This is a genomic window from Paenibacillus azoreducens, from assembly GCF_021654775.1.
Lineage (GTDB): Bacteria > Bacillota > Bacilli > Paenibacillales > Paenibacillaceae > Paenibacillus_AQ > Paenibacillus_AQ azoreducens.
The window spans coordinates 780,886-803,426 of record NZ_AP025343.1 but is presented as its reverse complement, the minus strand read 5'-3'; the positions used below and the strand labels follow the sequence as shown (position 1 = coordinate 803,426).

The 22,541-nt window shown below is 44.3% G+C and carries 19 protein-coding genes and 2 pseudogenes; 2 read left to right on the top strand and 19 right to left on the bottom strand.

The window, feature by feature from the left end:
- Positions 1-99: 99 nt before the first annotated feature.
- From L6442_RS03430 to L6442_RS03405, 6 genes are all read right to left on the bottom strand, one after another.
- On the bottom strand, positions 100-1,116 hold the full coding sequence (locus L6442_RS03430) for a sensor histidine kinase (protein ID WP_212981463.1): 1,017 nt from the start codon (positions 1,114-1,116) through the stop codon (positions 100-102).
- Positions 1,106-1,828, bottom strand: a complete 723-nt coding sequence (locus L6442_RS03425; protein WP_212981464.1) for a response regulator transcription factor — start codon at positions 1,826-1,828, stop codon at positions 1,106-1,108. The genes L6442_RS03430 and L6442_RS03425 overlap by 11 nt, the downstream gene beginning before the upstream one ends.
- A 240-nt stretch (positions 1,829-2,068) precedes the next feature.
- Positions 2,069-2,896, bottom strand: a complete 828-nt coding sequence (locus tag L6442_RS03420; RefSeq protein WP_212981465.1) for a sugar phosphate isomerase/epimerase family protein — start codon at positions 2,894-2,896, stop codon at positions 2,069-2,071.
- Positions 2,897-3,143: 247 nt separating this feature from the next.
- Positions 3,144-3,392, bottom strand: a complete 249-nt coding sequence (locus L6442_RS03415) for a helix-turn-helix domain-containing protein (RefSeq protein WP_212981466.1) — start codon at positions 3,390-3,392, stop codon at positions 3,144-3,146.
- A 2-nt stretch (positions 3,393-3,394) separates the two neighbouring features.
- On the bottom strand, positions 3,395-3,562 hold the full coding sequence (locus L6442_RS03410; protein WP_212981467.1) for a YvrJ family protein: 168 nt from the start codon (positions 3,560-3,562) through the stop codon (positions 3,395-3,397).
- Positions 3,544-4,221, bottom strand: a complete 678-nt coding sequence (locus L6442_RS03405; protein WP_212981468.1) for a sigma-70 family RNA polymerase sigma factor — start codon at positions 4,219-4,221, stop codon at positions 3,544-3,546. The genes L6442_RS03410 and L6442_RS03405 overlap by 19 nt, the downstream gene beginning before the upstream one ends.
- A gap of 470 nt (positions 4,222-4,691) precedes the next feature.
- Here L6442_RS03405 and L6442_RS03400 point away from each other — a divergent pair, with 470 nt between their 5' ends.
- Positions 4,692-5,336 (top strand): hypothetical protein, encoded by a 645-nt coding sequence (locus tag L6442_RS03400; protein WP_212981469.1) that lies wholly within the window; start codon positions 4,692-4,694, stop codon positions 5,334-5,336.
- A gap of 203 nt (positions 5,337-5,539) precedes the next feature.
- Here L6442_RS03400 and L6442_RS03395 read toward each other — a convergent pair whose 3' ends face one another.
- From L6442_RS03395 to L6442_RS03385, 3 genes and pseudogenes are all read right to left on the bottom strand, one after another.
- The gene (locus L6442_RS03395; protein ID WP_212981629.1) at positions 5,540-6,760 is read right to left on the bottom strand and encodes an IS110 family RNA-guided transposase; all 1,221 of its coding nucleotides are present in this window, start codon (positions 6,758-6,760) and stop codon (positions 5,540-5,542) included.
- A 408-nt stretch (positions 6,761-7,168) separates the two neighbouring features.
- Positions 7,169-7,744, bottom strand: coding sequence for a hypothetical protein (locus L6442_RS03390; RefSeq protein WP_194235688.1), 576 nt, complete (start codon positions 7,742-7,744; stop codon positions 7,169-7,171).
- Between the two features lie 338 nt (positions 7,745-8,082).
- Positions 8,083-8,442, bottom strand: a pseudogene (locus tag L6442_RS03385) (SDR family NAD(P)-dependent oxidoreductase); the annotation flags it as partial.
- A gap of 105 nt (positions 8,443-8,547) precedes the next feature.
- On the opposite strand from L6442_RS03385, the gene L6442_RS03380 reads away from it, so the two are divergent.
- Positions 8,548-9,738 (top strand): IS256 family transposase, encoded by a 1,191-nt coding sequence (locus L6442_RS03380; RefSeq protein WP_237099957.1) that lies wholly within the window; start codon positions 8,548-8,550, stop codon positions 9,736-9,738.
- Between the two features lie 128 nt (positions 9,739-9,866).
- Here the strand turns inward: L6442_RS03380 and L6442_RS03375 are convergent.
- The 10 genes and pseudogenes from L6442_RS03375 to L6442_RS03330 form a co-directional block, all read right to left on the bottom strand.
- Positions 9,867-10,310 (bottom strand): annotated as a pseudogene (locus L6442_RS03375) (SDR family NAD(P)-dependent oxidoreductase); the annotation flags it as partial.
- 120 nt (positions 10,311-10,430) lie between these two features.
- Complete coding sequence (locus L6442_RS03370; protein WP_212980385.1) at positions 10,431-11,273, bottom strand: aldo/keto reductase; 843 nt, start codon at positions 11,271-11,273, stop codon at positions 10,431-10,433.
- Between the two features lie 403 nt (positions 11,274-11,676).
- A complete protein-coding gene (locus L6442_RS03365) occupies positions 11,677-17,007 on the bottom strand; it encodes an NHL domain-containing protein (RefSeq protein WP_212980386.1) in 5,331 nt (1,776 codons plus the stop codon).
- Entirely contained in the window at positions 16,964-17,557 is a 594-nt protein-coding gene (locus tag L6442_RS03360) for a TetR/AcrR family transcriptional regulator (RefSeq protein WP_212980387.1), read from the bottom strand. Before L6442_RS03360 ends, L6442_RS03365 begins: the two co-directional genes overlap by 44 nt.
- A gap of 173 nt (positions 17,558-17,730) precedes the next feature.
- On the bottom strand, positions 17,731-18,948 hold the full coding sequence (locus tag L6442_RS03355; RefSeq protein ID WP_212980388.1) for a sialidase family protein: 1,218 nt from the start codon (positions 18,946-18,948) through the stop codon (positions 17,731-17,733).
- A 536-nt stretch (positions 18,949-19,484) separates the two neighbouring features.
- Positions 19,485-20,012 carry a hypothetical protein gene (locus L6442_RS03350; RefSeq protein WP_212980389.1) on the bottom strand — a complete coding sequence of 176 codons (528 nt, stop codon included), beginning with the start codon at positions 20,010-20,012 and terminating at the stop codon, positions 19,485-19,487.
- 365 nt (positions 20,013-20,377) lie between these two features.
- Positions 20,378-20,815, bottom strand: a complete 438-nt coding sequence (locus L6442_RS03345) for a hypothetical protein (RefSeq protein WP_212980390.1) — start codon at positions 20,813-20,815, stop codon at positions 20,378-20,380.
- 223 nt (positions 20,816-21,038) lie between these two features.
- Positions 21,039-21,554, bottom strand: a complete 516-nt coding sequence (locus tag L6442_RS03340) for a hypothetical protein (protein ID WP_212980391.1) — start codon at positions 21,552-21,554, stop codon at positions 21,039-21,041.
- 281 nt (positions 21,555-21,835) lie between these two features.
- Complete coding sequence (locus tag L6442_RS03335; protein WP_212980392.1) at positions 21,836-22,243, bottom strand: hypothetical protein; 408 nt, start codon at positions 22,241-22,243, stop codon at positions 21,836-21,838.
- Positions 22,227-22,520 carry a hypothetical protein gene (locus tag L6442_RS03330; RefSeq protein WP_212980393.1) on the bottom strand — a complete coding sequence of 98 codons (294 nt, stop codon included), beginning with the start codon at positions 22,518-22,520 and terminating at the stop codon, positions 22,227-22,229. The genes L6442_RS03335 and L6442_RS03330 overlap by 17 nt, the downstream gene beginning before the upstream one ends.
- Positions 22,521-22,541: the final 21 nt, after the last annotated feature.

Genomic DNA, 22,541 nt, shown 5'->3' with positions numbered 1-22,541 from the left:
CTGCACCTCCTGCTTTGGCGCCGATTCTCTTGGGTTGGCCTCTATCTCTATGATAAGCAGGCGTTTTTAAATGCCTCTTAATCAGTTCTTAATTATCTCTTAACTGTTCTTCGGCATGGAGAAAGTGAAAGAAGTTTTTTGTCCCGGCTCGCTTTCCACCCATATTTTCCCACCGTTTTTCTCGACAAGCGCTTTGGCGATAGCCAGCCCCAGGCCGCTTCCTCCGTACATGGGGTTGCGCGAGCGCTCGGTCCGGTACATTCGATCAAACACTTTCGTTAATTCGCCTTCCGGAATCCCCTGCCCTTTATCCCATATCGTCAGCTGGTAGAAACCCGCATGTTCCGTCAATTCAACGCCTAATACTTCTCCCTGTTGACCATGTTGCACCGCATTTTTCATCAGATTATTTAGGACTCGCTGAACGCTGAGCCGATCCGCAGTCACTAGGCATTTCTCCTCCGGAATGGATACGGTCAACTTCATGTTCGCTTGCTTCAATGCAGGCAAAAACTCAATCACCGACTCCCGCGCCATTTCCGCCAAATCAAGCCGCTGCGACCGCTGCGGAACCTCATCGGCATCCAGCTTGGCCAAGTCGAATATTTCATCGATCAATTGTTTTAAGGCAGTGGCCTTCCGCGAGATGATGCCGATATACTCCAGCTTTTCTGCGCGGGATGCGGCAATATCATCGTTTAAGGCGTCCACATACCCGATAATCGACGTCAGGGGCGTCCGGATATCATGGGAAATATTAGACAGCAGGCTTTTTCTCGCCGCCTCGGATTTGATTGTCTGCACCCGGATTTTATCCAGCTGCTCAATCAGCTCATTGATGGCGAAAATCAACTCGTTAACGGCAGGTTCGTCATTGGCGAGTAAACGGGTGTTTACATTTCCGCTGCCCGCTCTTTTCAGCGCATCAATCATGCCCGCCAGTTTCGCTTTGAACCGTAAGCGCATAAGCAGCAGCATGACCGTAATCGCCGCAAACGCAATAAATAAAACCCCGCGCAGGAAGCTTTGGGGCTGATTTGTTGCTTCTATCAGAATAAGACCTGCTAACAGCAATAATTGCAGACTGAGAAGGAGGATCGTTTTATCATGCTTCATCTTTTTCACCTGCAAACTTGTATCCGATTCCCCACACGGTCTGAATCCATTTCGGATCGGATGGGTCGGCTTCGATCTTTTTTCTAAGCTTGCGGATATGGACCATCACCGTATTGTCATCCTCCAAATAGGCGCTGCCCCATACCTGGCGAAAAATTTGCGTCTTCGTAAATACTTGCTCCGGATGCGCGGCAAAAAACTTCAACAGTTCAAACTCCTTGGCTGTCAGCGCAGTTTCTTCGCCTTCGATGATCACTGAATATTTTTTGAGATCAATCGTTAAACCTTTATAACGGATAAGCGATTCCTCAGCGTCTGCAGCACTATCCGCTTCACTTCCAAGCACCAAAAACCGCCGCAAATGGGCTTTGATTCTCGCCACCAATTCGTTGATGCTGAATGGTTTTGTCATATAATCATCGGCTCCGATGCCAAGCCCCAAGACCTTGTCAATCTCCTGATCCTTGGCCGTCAGCATCAGAATCGGGATGTTTGTCAAATTTCGCAGCCTTCTGCAGACCTCAATGCCGTCAATCCCCGGCATCATCAGATCCAGCAGGATTAAATCATATTTATGGTTTTCGAACAGACGGAGGGCTTCCTCCCCATCAACCGCCGTATCCACTTGATACAATTCCCGTTCCAAATATTTTTTGACCAGGTCGCGTATTTCTTTTTCATCATCGGCTACAAGTACGCGAATATTCCCCATCTTCTCACCGTCTCCATATGTGCTGTGTTATCTTTCTATCATTCATGACCATTTTACAAGAAAAAGAGGTCTTCGGCGAATGAAGCGCGTGTAGATACACAAAACTGCCGCTATTCGGTGGTGGCAATAACGGCAGTTTCGATTGATTTGGCATCTTTCCAGCTTTGCTCGCTCTGGGATTTATGCGGGTATATATTGCTTTCGGCTGCTATAACCTGCATTCTCAGCCCTATCTCCCCTTCATTGCACGCCTTGACCGGCTTCACGGTATGCGTTCAGAATGGCACGGAAGCTTGCGACAACGTCCTGAGGGTTCTCGTAGTCGGCTTCGTACATAAACGGCCCGGCATAGCCGATCTCGACGAGCGCCCGAACCACTTCTACCCACTTCACAATGCCGCGGCCCGGAATCCAGTGCCTTTCGTTCACACCGTCATAATCAGAAATATGCAGCGTCATAATACGGCTCCCGATGGCTCGAATGAAGGATTCCGGCGTTTCAGTCAGCAGATGGTTCGAATCGCAGCAAACAACAGCTTCAGGAGCATCCTTGATCAGCGCGGCAATTTCTTCGGCGTTGTTTCCTAAACAGGTGCGCGGAAGATCTTCCACGGCAAGATGCAGCCCCCGCTTCGCAGCCTCTCCGCTCAACAGACGAATGGTTTCCGCTGCTTTCACAAGGCGTCCCGCCCGTTCCTCATTCTGAATCGGCTCAAAGCTTGGATGAATGACGAGAACCCTTGCCCCCCAACCTTTTACCCAATCCATGATCTGGATATTACCCTTGATAGCCGATTCGCGCACCGTGTCATCGAGATCGGAAATATCCCACTGGCTGCCGAACGGCAAATGCACCGACCAGACTTCAAGCCCCAGCCTCTTGGCTGTCTGCACCGCACTGTCATAACGCGCAAAGTTCTCCGGTGTCACCGTATCCGCAGGCGATTTATAGTTGTCCAGGTTCAGTTCAATACAGGAATATCCGGCCTCCCGGATCTGTTCCAGGGAATGCGGCTCCTTATCGTCCCAATACGTGCCAAGCTTCCACTGCCCAGGATTGATCGTCATCTTCGTTTGGATCCTCCATTCGATTTTTAATTTCGTAAGAGTGCTCTCATAGAAGATAGGCGGCCTTGAAAGATATTGCTGCGTGACTTGGACATCCCGCCTGTTTATTCTCATCTTACACTGGTGATTGCCGAAATCACCCCATGAACTACATGTTCGAGGACATGCCTTCTTTGTTCTTGTGGAAAAGCGGATGTCGCGTCTGCTACTTCTCTTGCATGAAGGAGAGATTTTTTTTAAAAAACCACTACCCATCCGAATCGGAAAGCACCTTAACAAACCGTGAGTAGTCAGGGATGGAATCAATATCGTAAGAATAAACAGCTCGAATAATCTTCTCGCTCATATGTTGTTCAAGGTCGCGGCGTTCTTGGGGTTTTGTTCTTCTGCATGCCTTTTGTATTGCCGGCTGAAATAGTTGAATGATCGATTCAATGGCAGCTTTATCTCCGTTCTTTGCCTGGCTCACAAGATCGAACAATTCAGTAGCATCCATTTCTATTTGCGCACCTCCTCCTTTATAACCTGCAGCAATTCAATAATTGACGAATTTAAAGCGTCGATTCGTTTTTCGAAACGGTAAAGCAGATATACAGTAATTACGATTGGAAACCCAAAATTAGAGATTGAATTCGTGATTAGAGTGATCAGCTGTGAATCTTCCATGTTAGCCCGCTCCCTTCCTTTCGGTTTAGCTGGTACTCTAGTTGTCGGTCGGTTATGTATTTTTTCATCTTTCTTAAAGCAGTTAATCTTGTCTTGGTGATTGCCTGCTGGGAAATATGCAACAAATCTGCTATTTCCTTATCCATCGCGCATGTGGAGTAGGCCAAAGTGATGATCAATTTCTGCTTGTCCGTTAAGCGATTGAAGGCATGGAAAAGTGCCTCGTTGTCAAAGGAGTATTGGAACTTTGCAGGATCTGAGAGAAACGTATCTTCCTCTAGAACAGTTGAAATGCTGTACATAAACTCCCCTAAAGTCGATTCTCCATCGTCAACCGGTGTGTCAAGGACAAGAGGATGCCTCTGCTCTTGAAGTGTTCGTTTCCTGTGGTAATCAATATCGCAGAACTTGATCAATGAGCTCAGGTATTTAGTGAAGCGAATTCTAAAGAAATACCGTCTGAAGGCCGCCTCGAACATCTGACTCGATTCCGGGGTGGGAGAAGTCAGTTGTCTTGCAAGAAGTTCCATGTTACCCTGATTCTCAAAGAAACCTCGTACCACGGGGTTCCTTAGAATTTTTTTATTCTTCTCCCAGTAGGTGGAAACCGCAATTAATTCATCTTTATTTAGACCTCTAAATTTTAAGTCAGCAGCCATATTTACCCCTCCTTAATAAAGTGCATATATAGTTATTAAAGTGGTTCGAATGCGCAAAAATACAACCAAAAGGAGAACTTGTGTTCCTATTTATTTTGTAAAAAAACATGTTATTATACCATCTAATGTATTTTCACACTTAATTATAGAACGTATGTTCCCTTTTTGTAAAGCGCCTCTATCGCCATCTTTTTCTAACCTTATTGTTTGAGTAAATCAAAAAGACCCTTTCGATGAGGGCCGGGCTCTCTGCATTATTCGCCTTTAATAACCATATATTGATACCGTGTCATCAATGGGATTTATTGATAATAGCCAATGCTATTATCATTGCGGTTTGTCCTTTGCAACTGGCGCGTTAGCCTTCATTGGAAAAGGCAAAAAGAAATCCAAGCCAATATAAAGCTTGCACTTCTTCCCAAAATTAAATAATGTTTTGAAAAATATTTTGAATTAAAGAGGTGGATTTTATGAAGAGGATGAAGAGTACCTTCTTTTTGTTTTTGGCAATCTTGGCTTTACTTGCTGGTTGTGGGAGTAACATAGGAAGCCCCAAAGAAGCCACAAAAATGAACACGCAAGAAAGCCAATCTATTCATCTCACTGACAATCAAGCAAAGGATATTCTCAACCAGCTTATACCGAAGGCAGTAAGTATCTATGGATTATTTAACGGAATAGGATTCTTCAAATTCGATACGAAGAAAACAATTCCAGGCGAAAATGAATTTTGTCTCGTAACAGGAGTGAGCGGGAAACCGGCAATTGATGCCGCTGACGTTAAGGCAATAGCCGATTTAAAAAGAGAAGTAGAGGAGGTATTTACAAAAGATACCGCTAGCAATCTATTTTATAGTCGTTATTTGGAAACGAAAGATATAGGTCTTCCTCTTTATAAGGATTTTGAAGGGCGTCTATATGTAAACACAAATAATGGAGGACACGGATGGGCTGAAAAATTTTTAATTGAAACCGCCAAGCTAAAGGGACAAAAAGATAATGTTGCAGAAATAGAGTTAGATACTACAATTCTTGACGATCCGGGCGATAAATTGACGATAAGAATTGAATTCGTTAATGGTAAGTGGCTCCTGGCATCACCACTTGTTTTATAAGAAAAACGTCTATCGACGTACTCTCATAGAAGACAGACCGCGTTTAGCAGTAATTTTTCTTGCGATATAAGGATGCGAGATCTCCGAAGTTTATACTTTCTGCCCTGAAAATTATCAGCTCGTAGTATCGTTAGAAAAGCCGTTTTTGGCAATACGAAACTAACCCCAGTAACTTGCTTTTTTAAAAAATGGGTTTGAACCGCTTAAGCCGTTTGTTCTTGAATGCTGACTGTAAGTCCAAGGGACTCTAGTCTCTTAATCGAGTTGTTAATCAAGATGTCACGCTTTCGCTTATCAAAGTAATCAAAGCCAAGCTCCACATATTCTTGTTTTCGCGTTAACAAGATATGTACGATCGTTAGAATGGTATGTCCTACGGCGACTGCGGCTCTATTTTTTCCGCGTCGTGCAGCAATACGATGATACTGGGCTGCCAGGTACGAATTTTTTTTACGTGTCACCGCCCGCGCCGCCTCAGTTAGGGCACTTCGCAGTTTTTTGTTTCCTTTTCGTGTTTTGGCTGACCTTTTCTTCCCCGCGCTTTCATCGTGACCTGGAGTCATCCCTGCCCAGGAACATAAATGGCCAGGGGTTGGAAACCGCGACATGTCCGTACCGATCTCTGCCAAGATTTGTTCGGCAGTTCGTTTACCGACACCGGGGATCGAATCCAATAACTTCAGGTCCTCAGCAAAAGGGGCCATACGTTTATCGATCTCTGTATCCAATTCGGTGATCAATTCGTTCAGATAATCGATATGGGCGAGCTGCTTCTCGATCATGAGCAGTTGATGAGGGCCAAGTCGCCCTTCCAGCGCCAGTTTCAACTGTTCTTTCTTCAGCTTTAGTTTCTTTTGGGCGAAATCGGCCAAGACAGAAACATCGGTTTCACCGTTAATTATGGCTTCCAACATGTTTCGTCCGGAAACCCCGAGTACGTTGGAAGCGACTGAGGATAGCTTGATGTTGCCGCCTTCGAGCACCTTTTGAAGCCGATTCGCTTCACGCGTTCGTTCTTCAATAATGCTTCGCCGGTAACGAATCACCTCTCGCAGTTCCCTTTGATCTCGGTCCGGAATATAGCTTCCTTGCACCAAACCATGCCGCAGCAGCTTGGCAATCCATTCAGCATCCTTGACATCCGTTTTACGTCCAGGGACAGATTTAATATGTTGCGCATTCACGACCATGGGCTTGAGTTCTTCCAATTCCAACAGGTTATATATCGGTTTCCAGTAGTCTCCGGTGCTTTCCATCGCGACATGGGTGCAACGGTGTTGTTTGACCCAGTCTACCAATTCAATCAGGTTTCGGGTCATTGTAGCAAATGTTCGAATCTCCTTTCCTTGAGGGGTGATAATGCAGGCGGTGATGCTCTTCTTGTGAACATCCAGACCGCAGCAACGTTCGATTAACACTTCCATACGTACTTCTCCTTACGACTGGGTGATTTTAAGGCTGGTGCAACTACCAAAAAGGGTTATTCTGCCCTGCGTGCTTCCCGAAGGAGCAACAATCTGCGATGCACCGGGTCGTTGTGGTCCGTCTTATATACGGGTTCGAGACACCAAGAAAGTACGACCTACCTTCGCCAGCCATAGTAGCAGTATGGACAAAATTTTCATCCATCAGTGGTGCCGCGAAGCGGCATGGAAGTCTTATATCTTAAGAAAAACGTCTATCGACGTACTCTCATAGAAGACAGACTGCATTAGCCATACCCTGTTTCGTTAACATTTCAAAAAGCCCTTTTTGTTGCAAATAGCGATGTCACGTTTCGTTAGAGATGAAGGAAGCCGAGGACAGGATATCATTGTCCTCGGCCCACTTTTTTAGCTAAGTAAATATCTTTCAGTGATATACGCAGCATCAACCGGGAATCCTCTTTTGATCATTGTATCAGCAAGCGTTTTCTGAACGCCGCCATCAGGATCACAAACAAGATATCTGTAAAAACCCGAAGCTGATGAGTCCCATCCATCGACGATCACATAATGCGAGTTTTTGGTACTAGAATTATAAAGCCTTGCGATGCAGATATTACCTTTCTCAACTTCTGTAGAAATGTCAGAAATCGCCTGAATATTCACTTTGATGCTCTTACTTCCCATTGTTGCTGTAAAACTTTGATGCGTAAAATCAGCGGCATTGTTTGTGCCTCCAATTGTGGCTTGCACAACGGCATTATAGGTATTGTCATTGTTGTTAGACAAACCGCCTTTATACAGGATAAACATGGCCAAATCACAAATTGCACATCCATATTGTTTGATGGTTCCGCTTGCGGCCGTTTTGCCGCATTTTTTATAAAAGTTCGTGTCAGTGAAAGCAGAAGTAGTAGTTCCTGGATACTTAATAGAAGCATCACCTTGGTTGATTAAATGCGTAGACGAAAGTTTGTGTGGCATTAGAATTTCCTCCCTTATTTTTGTAAGGTCCGTGGGATCATGATGCAGGAGGTCGATCCCAAACCGCCTACATCGTTTCGTCCTTAATTATTAAAGTGAAATAACTAGGCATTCGCACAACCATATTTCATAAAAAATTGTACAAGCATCTAAACGGAATACAAGAAGATACCGATTGAAACACTTGCCCCTTTTTAACCATAAAATATCCCCTCCAAGTTCACTCGTTCCTCATGATAAACATAAGGCTTTTTTTGAGTGTACACTTAGAAGGGATAATATCATGCGATTTCTGAATTGCTTCTAATTAGTCTACTTACTTGTAGGCTTTTTTTATTTTAGAACACACTACGTACTAATCCACCGTCTATTCTCAATGCAGAGCCATTAATAGCGGAGGAAAGCGGACTACTTAAGAACGTAACAAAATGTGCAATTTCTTCTGGGCGAATGAATCGTTCTATTATAGAAGTAGGACGATTCTCTTTCATGAATCTCTTTTCAGCTTCTTCCATTGTTAAGTTTTCATTAGGATAAAGACTGTTTAACATAGTCTCTACACCTTCGGTTAGCGTTGAGCCTGGCATGACTGTATTTACAGTGACCTTTGTGCCTTTACATAACTCTGCCAAACTGCGTGAAAGAGACAGTTGCATGGTTTTTGTTGCGCTGTAATGCGGCATTTCCTGCGATGGCAGGCGGCGTAAAATAAGTTGTGTACCATGATTTGGAGTCTATCCAAAACATAAAAAAGTAGGGTATTCTCGGGATTGCGAAAGTCACCAAGAAAGGAACCCTACTCAATGAATATGATACCCGAAAACATACTCAACAATCTATTTGAAAATCTTGTCACTCAATTTGTAAAAGAGAATCTGGAAACCATCATGCGAGCGGAAATCCAACAGTTCATGGAGAATGAACAAGAAGGGATCCGCAATAGTCGCAATGGTTACTACAAGCGTAATCTGCACACGAAGTACGGAAACCTAGAAGACCTGCAAGTGCCCCGAGATCGTAACGGTGATTTTCAAACGCATGTGTTTGAGCCCTACCAAAGACGGGACGGTTGGCTGGAAGAAGCCGTGATTCAGATGTACAAAAGCGGCATGGGTACCCGAGATGTCGCCCGTTTCATTGAAAGCATGTTCGGCAGCCACTATTCGCCGACAACAGTCAGCAACATCACCGCTACAGTCTTGGAGGATATCGAGAATTGGCATCAGCGAAAATTGAACAAGCGGTACTCTGTCATCTACTTGGATGGCCTGTATGTGAAGCTCAAGCGTAGTACGGTAAGCGGCGAGGTCGTTTACTTTGCCATGGGAATTGACGACGAAGGTCGCCGCCAGATCCTCGGGTTTTACGTAGGCGGACATGAGAGTTCGAATGGATGGCGTGATGTCTTGAAAGACTTGTACCGACGCGGTGCCCAGGAAGTGCTGCTTGGTGTATTTGACGGCCTTCCTGGACTGGACGATGCCTTCCGTGAAACCTATCCTCAGGCCGACGTGCAGCATTGTGTGGTTCATAAGGTGCGGTCGACGTTTCCAAAAATCCGTGTACAAGACAAGACGGCATTTCTCGACGACTTGAAGACTGTCTATAACGCCCTTGACCACGATCTGGCTATGGCCGCCTTTGATACACTCAAAGCCAGATGGGGCAAGAAATACCCAAGGGAGATCGAGTCGTGGGAGAATAATCTGCCTACGCTGTTAACCTTCTACAAGTATCCTGTCGCCATTCGAAAAGCCATTTACACTTCTAATCCCATCGAACGGATGAACAAAGAAATCCGGAAGCGTCTGAAGCCAATGAACAGCTTAACCAATCTAGACGCTGTAGAGAAGATTGTGTACCTGGATGTAGTGGAGTACAACCAGCGTTACGCGGACCGTATTATCCCAGGCTTTGGTGTCCCGGACACGAAACAGGAACTGCGGAGTCTTTTTGAGGAGCGGTATCCTTCGTCCATGGAAGATGAATCCTAAAACCAAGCTCCCGCGCCTTCGCTTGGGCTATGTCCTCTCACCACCACAAAAAAATCATTCAACTACGTTGGTGTTGTCGTTTCCTAAGTTTACCTGCTGTGTGCTTACACAAACTTCTTGACGCTACCCGATGGCATAATAGCTGCCTCACTTGCAATAAAGATAACTCTGCCTTCGTCTTTTTGAATCATTTTCTTAAGGTAAGAGCGAGTTAGCCGTACACCACTCATGATATTCACTTCGAATAAACGAAACCAATCATCATCTGGGATGTCAAAATAATCAATAGGTTCAAAAATGCCCAAATTATTGATCAAGATATCTACTTCTGGATACTCATCGAATATCTGTTGACAGCCTTGTTCCGTTCCCAAATCATATACAGCTGGCTTTAGAGTAGCTTGAGGGTATTTTGTTTGAATTTCTTTGATGGTTTCATGTACCTTTTCTTCCCGTCGCCCGTTAATAAAAATCGTAGCGCCCTCTACTGCTAATGAAAAGGCAATAGCCCTGCCAATACCTGCTGTCGATCCTGTAACAAGCGCAATTTTACCTTGTAAATTCAATTTCAATCTACATTCCTCCTTATTTTGAGTTGACTGTGAAAAGGATTAAAAAAGCAAAAGGTATTATTTTGAAAAAAAGGAGCCAGACAAACAAACTGAATGGCCTGTCTAGCCCCTTTCCCTGAATTAAAAATCAAAATTGTCGGGATCTGGACCAACACGGTGATTTTGATTCAATTCATCAATGAGTTTCATATCTTCTTTTGTTAGTTCAAAATCAAAGATTGCAGCATTTTCTACAATACGATGCTCCTTGGTTGATTTTGGAATCGTAATAATGCCCTTCTGCACATCCCAGCGTAAAATCACTTGGGCTACAGATTTATTATATTTAGCAGCAATGGCGGTCAAAACTTCATTGTCCAAGAGTTCGCCTTGCATTAATGGAGACCAAGCTTCCAGTTGGATGCCATGTTTTTCACAAAATGCTTGAAGCTCTTTTTGTGTTAAACGTGGATGACATTCCACCTGATTAATCACAGGTTTAATTTCTGCATCCTTCATTAAGTTTTCAAGATGGTGAATTTGAAAATTACTTACACCGATCGCTTTTACCCGTCCTTCTTTATAAAGGGTTTCTAATGCACGCCATGCTTCCTTGTATTTTCCTTCAACTGGCCAATGAATAAGATAAAGATCCAGATACTCTAACCCAAGTTTTTTTAGGCTTGTTTCATAAGCTGCGATTGTCGATTCATATCCTAAATCAGCATTCCATACTTTTGAAGTGACAAATACCTCTCCTCTTGTGATACCCGCTTCTTGTAGTCCTTCACGGATCCCTTGACCTACCCCTTCTTCATTTCCATAAATGGCTGCTGTATCGATACTACGGTAACCATGTTTGATGGCTACTTTAACGGCATTGATGAGCTCTGGACCCTCTTCTACTTTAAATACTCCGAGACCAAATCCCGGCATTTTCACACCATTGTGTAGAGTCACTGTATCCTGCAAATTCTTTATCATTAAAAATTCCTCCTATATTATCTAGCTAAAACATTAACGAAAATGCTTTTCAAAATTTTGTCCAGCCTTGTCGGCAAAAAATATTATCTTATACTACAATCCAAAATAAAAGTACGTACTTTTTTGTGCTATAGGTACTTAAAAGTGCCTTTTGCCTTTCTAAACCTGCTTGGCGCTAAATGGTATTGGATTGGACATACGAACATTCATCCGTATTTCGGGATCGCAATTGCGAATTCCCGTTCACATATCCTTTATATAATGGACGCTTTTAAGTACCTATATACGATCTGGCGAATCCACTACGGAATTGTTCTTCCTAAGCTGCCCCACCTATTTCTACAAAAAAACAGATACAACTTAGAAACAAACGTTTCAGTCGTTGTACCTGTTAAAGTTCTACTTACTTTTCTTTATTTTCTAAAATCCGGAGCAGCATGACCGCTGCTTCTGCACGCGTCGTTGTATCGTTCGGCACGAACTTATTACCCTCGCGGCCATTGGCGATGCCAAATGCACGAATCGCTTCCACAGAGCCTTTTGCCCATCCCGGAATTGCTTGTTCATCGGCAAAACCAGTCACGGTATCGGTCATAAGCGGCAGTTTGAGCGCTCTGGCGATCATGACCGCCATTTCCGCTCGGGTGATCTGCGCATTCGGACGGAAGCTGCTGTCTTGATATCCGCCGACGATTTCCGCCTGTACCGCTTGGGCAATCGCTTGTTTTGCCCATGTGCCGATTTGGTCGTTATCGGTGAACGTTACGGTTGCGCCTTTTTCCTTCAATTGCAATGCGCCCGTCAGCATCACCGTAAACTCCGCTCGGGTAACGGCATGGTTCGGCCTAAACGTTCCGTCCGGATAGCCGCTGATAATGCCTTTCGCCGCAGCGCGTTTGATGCCACTTTCCGCCCAGTGGCCGGCGATGTCGGTGAAATGGATCAACGGATCAGATGGCTTCGGTGTTTCGCGGCGAATGTTCAGCGTATACTCCTTCTTGCTGCCATTCTCCGCCTGCACGATCAACACCCATTTATTGTCGCCTTCCTCCAAATGTACTTTGGTTCTATCCGTGATCACGTTATCCTTTAACATCACTTTTGCTGCGGAGTGCGCCGGTTTCACTGCAATTTCGACCTGCTCCGCTTCCGTTCGGGCTGTATAACTTATCGTACTGGCAGCAAACGATGGACTGAGCTCCAATTTCTTATCCTTATCCCATACCCGCAATTCTTGCAGATCAGCGTTGCTGGATAACGTGCGGCCTCCCTCGGAACCACTGCCTCCGGAACCACTGCCTCCAGAACCACTGCCTCCAGAACCGTTGCCCCCGGAACCACTGCCTCCGGAACCGCCGCCGCCTCCATCCGAAGATCGGGATGTCGTTGCTTGCTTACTTAGCGGCGTACTCTCGTTACCCGCCGCGTCATAAGCCGTGACTTTGAACGTGTACGTCGTATCGGCCGTCAGGCTGTCGATGGTGGCTGCATAGACGCTGCCGCTTACCGTTTCACGCTCCGTACCATTCACGTAAATCCGGTAGCCTGCTACGCCCACGTTATCCATCGCGCTTGGCCAGGATAGCTTCACACTTGTTGGCATAATATCCGAGACGGTTAGTTCACTGCCTTTCGGCCATTCCGGAGCTTCGGTGTCTGGTTCAAGCGGTTGCGGCAAAGTAGTCGCTTCTACGCTTAGTCCCGGTTCGCTCTCGTTCCCTGCCGCATCATAGGCGGTAACTTTGAACGTATAAGTGGTGTCTGCGCTCAAGCCGTTAATCGTCGTTGCATGGACGCTACCGTCTACTGTCTCGCGCTCCGTCCCGTTCACGTAAATCCTGTAGCCGGTCACCCCGACATTATCCGTCGCGCTTGCCCAAGACAGCTTCACACTTGTTTGCATGATGTCCGACGCTGTCAGCACGCTTCCTTCCGGCCATTGCGGCGCTTCGGTATCCGGGTTCGATGACATTGGTAATGTCTTGGCTGTTGCAGTCAGGGGCTCGCTTTCGTTCCCCCCTAAACCGTACGCCCTAACTTGGAACGTATATTCCGTATCGGCCGTTAAGTCATTAATACTGGTTTCGTATTCGTTAGCGCTTACCGCCTTGCCCCCCTTCCCGATCACGGCAATTTGATAATTAATCACTTTTTCATGATCTACCGGAACGGGCCAAGATAGCTTCACACTTGTTTGTGTAATGTCTGAGATGGTTAGTTTACTTCCTTCCGGCCAAGTCGGCAGCGCAGTATCTACGATCGGAATGACCAGCGGCTGCGGTGTACCTGCGCTAAAAGTCAACGTCAAGGTGACCGATCCGACTGCTTGATGAGCCAGGTATTCCTTCTTGATCGTAAGCACATTGCCAACAAGCGTATAATCTTCGCCCGCCGCCAGCTCATCCGAGCCGTTCTTAATGCTGAGCAATGTGTTGCCGTTTAGTTTAACGGTCGTCGTTATATCCGCTTGGTTCGCCGGATTCTTATCGAAGCTGCTGTTGATCGGGTCGACAAACACCGGACTCGGAAGAATAACTGCCCCGCTTGTAACATCCCCGTCCGATCCAAGTACAGGCGCTGCAAAATTTAGTCTGGCGCCAGTAATTTCTCTATCATAGTTCGCTCCCAGATCCTCGAAAACCACTTTTCCATTTGCCGCTCGTTTTACTGTCGTACCTGTCAAACTCCAGTTTCCAGAGTCACTTTTTGATGCCTCAACCGACGCAGGACTATTTTCACTCACATTGCCAAAATCATCGACAATCCACAAAATCGGCTGCGGGTCAAACAACCCTGTTTGCGCGTCAAATCCTGAGATATCCCTCTGTATTTTTAGTTTCTTTCCGTCGCCGGATTCAGGTTGTACGACAATGGCTTCCAGATTAGGCTCCAGAAGTCCCTTGATTTGAAATTGAAGCGTCTGCTGTACCGCTGCATGCAAAACTAGAGGTACTGTAGCGACTCCATTTGTAAATTGCGCCCGAATCGTTTTTGGTGTGCCGGCCAATTCCTCGCCTGCAAAAAATCCGAATGTCCCATCTGGCGCTGCTGCATAGCCTTCAAGTGTTACTTCTGCCAGCTCGTTAAAGGAAGTGTTCAAGCTGCCGTCTGCGTAATGAACCTTAAAGAGAACGTTTACCGCCGAGCCCACTTTTACCTCTGACGATTCAAGCTCAGCTACAGCTTGATTTGGCTCCTGAACGAGTTGATAGTAGGCGCTTCCGTTAGCTGAGTCGATAAAAGGACCTTCAACGAGGGTATCGGAATTCAGATTAACGGCTGGCCGAATGCCAACCTTTAAGTTACCAGACTTAACAAGAACTTGCCCACTCGTATTGTTGACTAGATAATAACTCTGAAAGCTATATTGCGATCTTGTCCAATGATACTCCGATTCGTTGCCACTAGCCTTTCTGTTGTTGGCATCATTGAAGTAAGGAATAATGAATTGTGGTTGACCCTTCACAGGAATTAATTCTGGAGCCGCTAAAACAAAGAATGTCTCATCTTCTAGCCAATCGCCATCGGATAACATTGGGTAGCTCGTTAACGAGATCGCATTGCGGAATGACGAGGAGAAGGCTGCATAAAATGATCCTCTTAGCCATTGGCGGACAGGGGAAAGGGTCCAGCTGTTCAAATTTTCTTGCCCGTTAACTTCATGCGTTTCAGCTATAATATCTTCTGAGATGAACAAGCTGGTATCGGGCTTGTATCTATCTTTAGCTGCAAGAATCCAGTTGATCGGTGCCGTCTTGTATATTACAGCATCCGGCAATCCCGCTTCGATTGGTCCGGCCGTAAAATAACCCCATTCTCTGCTATCGCGAATTTTCGTGCCAATCGGCAATTCGCCAATACGCTGAGTCGTTACCTCAGGATTCTCCCAGGGTAATGTTACAGTCGTACTTTCAATTGGCGGCAAGCCATCCGCTTCAAATCCAAGCTGCGCTCCCGTTACTACCGCTCCATTCGCAGCACCAAGATCAGTAAAAGTTACGATCCCTGAGCTTGCTGTTGCCATTGTTGTCCCTGTAAGCTTCCAGGCCCCCGAGTCCTTCTTCTTTACCGTAACAGCGGTATGGTTGTCGTTTGTGCTCGTATTGCCGTAAGCATCGAGAAGCATGACGACAGGCTGCTGCGCGAACGCTCTTCCATTGCTGGCTGGAGCTTTAATGTCCGTGGTTAGCGCCATCGAGGCCGCCCTTCCTGCTACTGGCGTAATGATCAACGAATTTGCACCGGGTGATGCCGCGTCCGCTACACTTATGTTGATCGTTTGCGTCCCCGCTTTGTTTAGCCTCAGATTTATTGTAGCTACGCCGTTCGCAAACATGACGTTGGTCGTGTGTGACGATGCGCTCAGGGCCGTTCCGTTCAAGCTGCCAAAGGAGCTATCCGGAGCTTGCAAGTAACCGGATATCGTCACCTCATGCGCTCCGCTAAACGTCGTATCCGTGTTCCCATTCGCATTCTTCACGGTCAGCGTGATCGGATCATCCATACCGACTCCGGGGATGGACGAGCCGGCGAACGCGACGACGGTTTGTGCACTCAAGCTTAATTTTCGAATCCGATTATTTAAAACATCCGCTATGTACAGGTTTCCGCTTCTATCTATCGCCATGCCGTAAGGGCAATTCAAGTCTGCCGAAGTCGCGGGTCCACCGTCTCCCGAATAGTTATATCGTCCCGTACCCGCTATCGTGCTAATATTCCCTGATGTATCAACTTTCCGAATTCGGGAATTGGATCTATCCGCTATATATACATTTCCGCCATGGTCGACAGCTATTCCAATGGGCTGGTTCAATATAGCCGAGGTCGCCGGTACTCCATCTCCCCAATAGCCCGGTCCATCTGTACCTGCTATCGTGCTGATCTTCCCCGTAGTATCGACTTTTCGAACTCGGTGATTGAATGTATCCGATATATACAGATTTCCGACCCAGTCTACTGCCACTCCAGCCGGGGAGCCAAGTTGGGCCGACGCAGCATTTCCTTCGTCCCCCGAATAGCCGCGAACTCCCGTGCCCGCTACCGTGCTAATCGTCCCCATTGTATCGACTTTCCGAATCCGGTGGTTGCCTTTATCCGCGATATACAGATTTCCGCTACTGTCTACCGCCACTCCGTCCGGATAACTCAATTTTGCCGAGGTCGCTGGTCCACCGTCTCCCGAATAGCCGTTACCCTTCCCGCCTGCTACCGTGCTGATTTTCCCCGATATATCAACTTTCCGTATACAGTCGTTAGAGTAGTCCGATATATACAGATTTCCAATACTGTCTATCGTCAACCCATAAGGGTTATTCAATGAGGCCGATGTCGCAGGTCCTCCATCCCCCGAATAGCCGCCGGTACCTGTACCCGCTATCGTGCTAATCTTTCCCGACGTATCGACTTTCCTGACCCGGTGGTTTGATGAATCCGCGATATACAGGTTTCCAGTGCTGTCTACCGCGACTCCACTAGGGTTATTCAATCCTGCTGATGCAGCAGGTCCCCCATCCCCCGAATAATCGTTGATACCTATGCCTGCTTCCGTGTTGATGGTATAGCCGCTGGCAGCATGGACTTTTCCTCCGTATAGTTCTGGCACCATCGATGTAATCAATAATAGAGCCAGTACGCTGGCCGTTAACTTTTTGATCTGCTTACGAATTTTTTTCCCCTCCCAAGGCAAATTTCTACGGTGCTGCAATTCCATATAAAAATAGACGTACAACCTCATCCGCCAAAACCTCCGGCTCTTTATTCGCGCGAGCTTTTTGTGTCGCTATAAAGCGTTCCATCATGCCCACGAGACTATCTGCAACGATCCCCATATCCAGGTCTTCACGGAAATAGCCTGCCTGCTGCTCCGAAATCAGGTTCGCAAGAATCTGATCGGCCAATTGGTCTTTAATCTCGGCCGCCTGGGGAGCAACCAAAAAACCGATACTGGCCAGATGGGGTTCTTCGATGAAAAACCGGAAGAATGGCGTAAGCCCCCCCGCAATTCTTTGACGGATGAGTGTTTTTTCAATACCTGGTTCGAGGCGACTTTTCTGGGTATATTCGCTCAACCGGGATCGAAATAAATGGACCAACTCTTGAAACAACGCCTCTTTATTCTCGAAGTAAAGGTAGAAGGTTGGTTGGGTAACACCGGCCTTCTCAACGATGCTGCTTATCTTCGTCTCATGATATCCTCGCAAGGCAAATTCTTCTGTGGCGATGCTTAACAATAACCCTCGACTTTGTTCGCCGCTCGCTCCTTTCTTTCTTCCTCTCTGCCCCATACCTATCAATCTCCCTCAATCAATCAAATTATATTACTACAAAGTATTATATTATCATTCCCCCCTATTTCGTCAAGGAATTGATTGACAAGGATATTTTCTATATATTTGTTTTTGCCCATTTGGGGCCGATCATCTATGCAATGCAGTGTCGCTCGTTCTAAAAAGTTTGTTTATTGGTTATCGCCAAACCAAATGTTTTCCACCCCTGTCCGAGTGTCTGTCCAAACGGTTACAAGCCGGCCTGTCTGAGGGACAACTGCATTTCCAATATAGTCTCCAATTAAAGCAAGGCCCGTAACACTAAACGAAGTCGTCGTAATGCGGGTATTGGTAAACGTATTTCCCCCGTCCCTGGATGTAGCAAGAAAAACGTCAAGATTAGGTGGATTGACCCGATTGGTGTAGTAGGAAACAAAAACCGCTCCATCCGTTGGTGAAACGGTGATCGCTGGGAAAAAGTTCTGGGAACCCGCCGGACTATTTGCAACGGGCTTAGGCGCACTCCAATCTAAGCCAAAGTTTGTCGAGACAGACAGAAAGATATCGGAATAACCTTGCCGAAAGTCCTGCCAGACGGCGTAGACATTTCCTCGCGTCGTTGGGGAGTTTGAGGTATCCCCTGCTAAGGATGGGAAGGTCAGGCATCTGAACTGATATCCTGGTAACGGCGAAGGTACGACAACAACGGATGTAACCATAGTCTCGGGCCCGAATGTCGCTCCACCGTCTTGTGATGTTCGAGTATTAAAACTGCTGCTGCCGGGAGGTTGGGTAATCCATCCTACGATAACAATCCCATTTAATGTGATTGCAATTCCGGGGAATTTTTCAAATTCGTTGACAGAAGAGAGGAGAATTGGATCCGAAAACGCATTGCCCCCATTTTGGGAACGATTAAAGAATATTGTATTTCCCGGTATAAATTGCGTGTTATAAGCATGTGTATAACCGGCATAAATGTTTCCAAAAAACGGGCTTGATCCCGCCTTATCGATGATAACAACAACCTGATCGTTACTGACAAACTGTCCAAATCCCTGGTTTACAATGACAGGTGGTCCAAACGTAGATGCGTTGTCGCTGGACGTATAAGTCACGATCGTGCCGCTGAGACCGTCTGTATCAAGGGCGTTTGCTACCACGACGAATGTATTGGGAAATTTATAATCAATATGGGGCGAATCCATGCTAGCGAATCCAGTTGGCAGTGGAAGTAACTGCGTGCTCCATGTTACGCCTGCATCGATTGACTTGTACAAGCCAATCAATGCAGGACCTGCCCTTAAATCGACTGCCACCGCCACCATAACGGAGGGATTGAGCCAATTGACCGCAATGGATGGCTCAAATTGATTACTCGCACTTGGCGATATTTGTATGTTTGCCATAGTCATTTTCCCCCTTTATAGCAATGGTCTTATGGATTCAGTTGCGCAATGGATGCAAGTTCTGTGTTCAACACATTTTGATAGTGAACTATATTTCCGTTGAATCCGTTCCGAATACAGTGATGACTGTATTCTGTTGGTACCTGTCCGGTAACAAAAAATCGAACCTCGTAAGAAGGTTTCCTGCAATGTTGAAATTAAGAATCAGTTTTTTTAGTATATGAACCTACAGATCCAAATTGTGTGGACTACACTCACCAGAAATTTTGTGAAATTCCCAGTGAATAGGACGCAGACAGCTCTCATTCGCTTTCCAAATCCATATAACTAGGGTACTGGAATTCTTGTTCATTTCCTGCACCTTATTTTCCAACCCGAATTATGTATTAAATGATTGAATACTCTTGTTCCTTAACTAACCCCCAAAGAACGGGCATTCGATATTATAAATAAACACAAAAATCCCCATCCACATATAAAGGATGAGAATTTAAACTACATTCGCTTTGCGACATGTTCACTAATCTTTTAGATAATTACAACTCCCACCAACTAACATTGATCGACATCTCAGAATTTGCTTGTTTATTTTGTAATAAGACAATCAAAGTTTGATTTGACGCCTTGCTAGGAATAAGCCATTTACCATTAAAATCAATTTCGGTTGGTCCACCCAATTGTTCAATCGTTTGTAAAAGAACTCCACCAGTAACTGGGTCCCCCGTTTGTGCTACCCACGTTCCAGTGACTTTGCTCGAATCTGTAAATCCCCAATTGGTATTACGAGGTGTTGCCGATGTCCCACTCACGTTCAGGGTAGCATTGCGATATAAACTAATGATAGAAGAAACAGATGATGTAGCTCGGATTAATTCAAAACGTATAGTCTTTCCGGAATTGGCTGGATTAGTTAATTCTAGTGCCATGTAACCATTCACACCACTAACAGTTTGGGCTCCTGTTGTAATGGTATAATACACCCCAGATTGAGCAGCCGAATACTCCGGAGGTACTGCACCTATAGGGTTGTTTATAGGATTACTAAAAATTTGGTTGTTCGTCATTAAATTCCACCTACTTTACTCTCGTTTGATAAGTATTTCTATGTTAACAATAAGAATAATGTAAATGGCATATAACCACCTATACGCCTAACCTAGCGTTAAACAAACCATTGTCCTAAAAGATTTTTAGTTCAGCCAAATTAATTATTCAATTGATTCCTTAAAGTTTGTTACGACGGTACTTTTTCCTAAAAAGCTCTAGTTAAGAGCCTTAGGGGGACAGCTCCAGGCTGAGACGTATAATGAAACGTAAGTTCAAAAATGGAAAAGTCCTCATGGATATATTCCATAAGGACTTTCTTGATCAATCGGTATTCATAGATTCTATTCATTTCTTATTAATTTCGCCAGTTGAACACAGAATGTTAGTCAGAGTAAGCCACTGCTTCAAAGCTTTCAGGGCCAACCCTGTTCGGAATGACTGCAATACCTTCTGGAATACTAACGAAAGCCTGATAGACGACGAATCCGGGGTTAGTTGTTAACAGATCGATACCCGTTACGGTCAATACATCCGTCGTTAACAAAAGTGTGCCTACAGGTAAGGTCTCCGTTGCAGAATAGATGAGAGTCGAGACACCATCTACTACGCGGAATACGGTTAAGGTTACAGGTACAAGAATGTTAACTACTGCACTTAACGTAACCGTTGCCGTAAAGTGAACAGAGAGATTCGGTCCGGCAGCAGCTGTATTCAAACCAAGTGTCCCAAACAAAGCGGGAGTTGGACTTGCAGGAATAGCTACTGCTCCTGTGGTTGATACATTTTGGGAAATCTGGCTATCTATTAAACGTTTAGGCATAATTTTTCCCTCCTTTCATCCATAGCTTATGCGAGATTTTTATATCACGTATGGACGAACTATCAAGTCTATTCGCATAAATGCTGGAAGGTGAGAAATAATTAAGTCGAATCTCTATTTAGTTGACGAGCGTATCGTCCAAATAAGCAGCGGAGAGAACGAAGCAATTCCGGGGCGGTCTATCCTATGCCAAAGTGAAAATGTTACATGCAATGACATTATATTACTGCGCATTATTTATTTTTTGAATAGTTATTTCATTACTTTCTATTATTATTTGATACTCAACAATTTCTTCCGTATTAAATTTTTCACTAAATTCTTTGCTTACCGAGTAATTCCCTTTTGGGTTGATTGTAATCTTAAACGATTGCTTTCCATTTTTCATATGAAATTTCGCAATATCTTTATATCCAATATTATTATCAATCAAAGAATTAATTTTAGAGTCATTATTTCCCTCAACGGTAACAACTATACTTTTTAAATCCAATGGACTATTATTAGTAATCGTTAAATTATAGTCATTTAATGGATCTGGGTTACTTCTTTCACAACCCGATAATAAAGTTATAAAAATTATAAATATAAACATCCATTTTTTTTGAATAAATATATTACTCACCCTCTCAATTCTAATAATTCCAACTTCACTGAGCCAAATCAAAGTAATCTTTAGAGTAAACTCAAAGTAGATGTGTCTAAGCATAAAAATATCAAATGAACCGAATAGGAACATAAGTTAACTGCCTTTTAGACGAAATATGCATAAACTGATCAATTAAGACCTATAATATTGAAGGTTAGAAGAGGTTCTAAATGGATATCACATTCAATTTTTTTCCATCAAATAAAGGATTCTTCGCTTTGACTCATCCAGTTGAAACTAATATACCAATTCAAGATGTAACAGTTAGTGTTAAGCCTATGTTGTTGAAAAATTAAAGAAAGATACTGGTTTTGATGGTGCTAATATTTGTTCCTTTTTATTAAAAAGAAGTTTTATTGCTGGTTAAAAAACTATGTTACCTTTTTTCGTATAACATAAGTGCATTTAATTTCATAAACTTGTATCCCTTTTAATTTTTTTTCGTCTAATTTACCTTTGTATTCTCCCTTAAGCTGTTCTTCTGTATATTTATCATGATTAACTTCAATATTAACTATTTCAATATAATTCTTTATTTCTTCAGGATAGATCAATTCTGCTTGTACATCACTGGTTATAATATTGTTTGAATCTAAAATTTTATAAGAGTATGTATACTCTTTCTCTAGTGTTACCTCATTTTTAGGTGCTAATGGAGACTCCATGACAGAAACTCCATTTTGCTCTCCAGAGTAAAATTGTAAATATATCGGGTTAATATTTTTAGTAATACTATTCTTGTTTACATCAAATTTGATTTTATCAAAGACTAATTTCAAAACCTATTATCCTATCAGAAGTTAAATGTATAGAAAATCTCTCCTTTAATAATCTTGGATCAGATAATTCCCATTTTATTTCTTCTGGAGTAAATTTAATTTCATCTTTCTTTTCATTTGATAATGTTATAGATATATCTGAGTTATTTAGTGTGTCAAAAATCTCATTTTTAAAATTTAATGCCAATCCAAATAACAAAAATGAAGAAACATTATTCCCTGATTGTTCTAAATTAGTATAAACCCCCACTGCTTGGTTAAACTCTAACTTCTCCAATATAGTACTTATACTATCAGT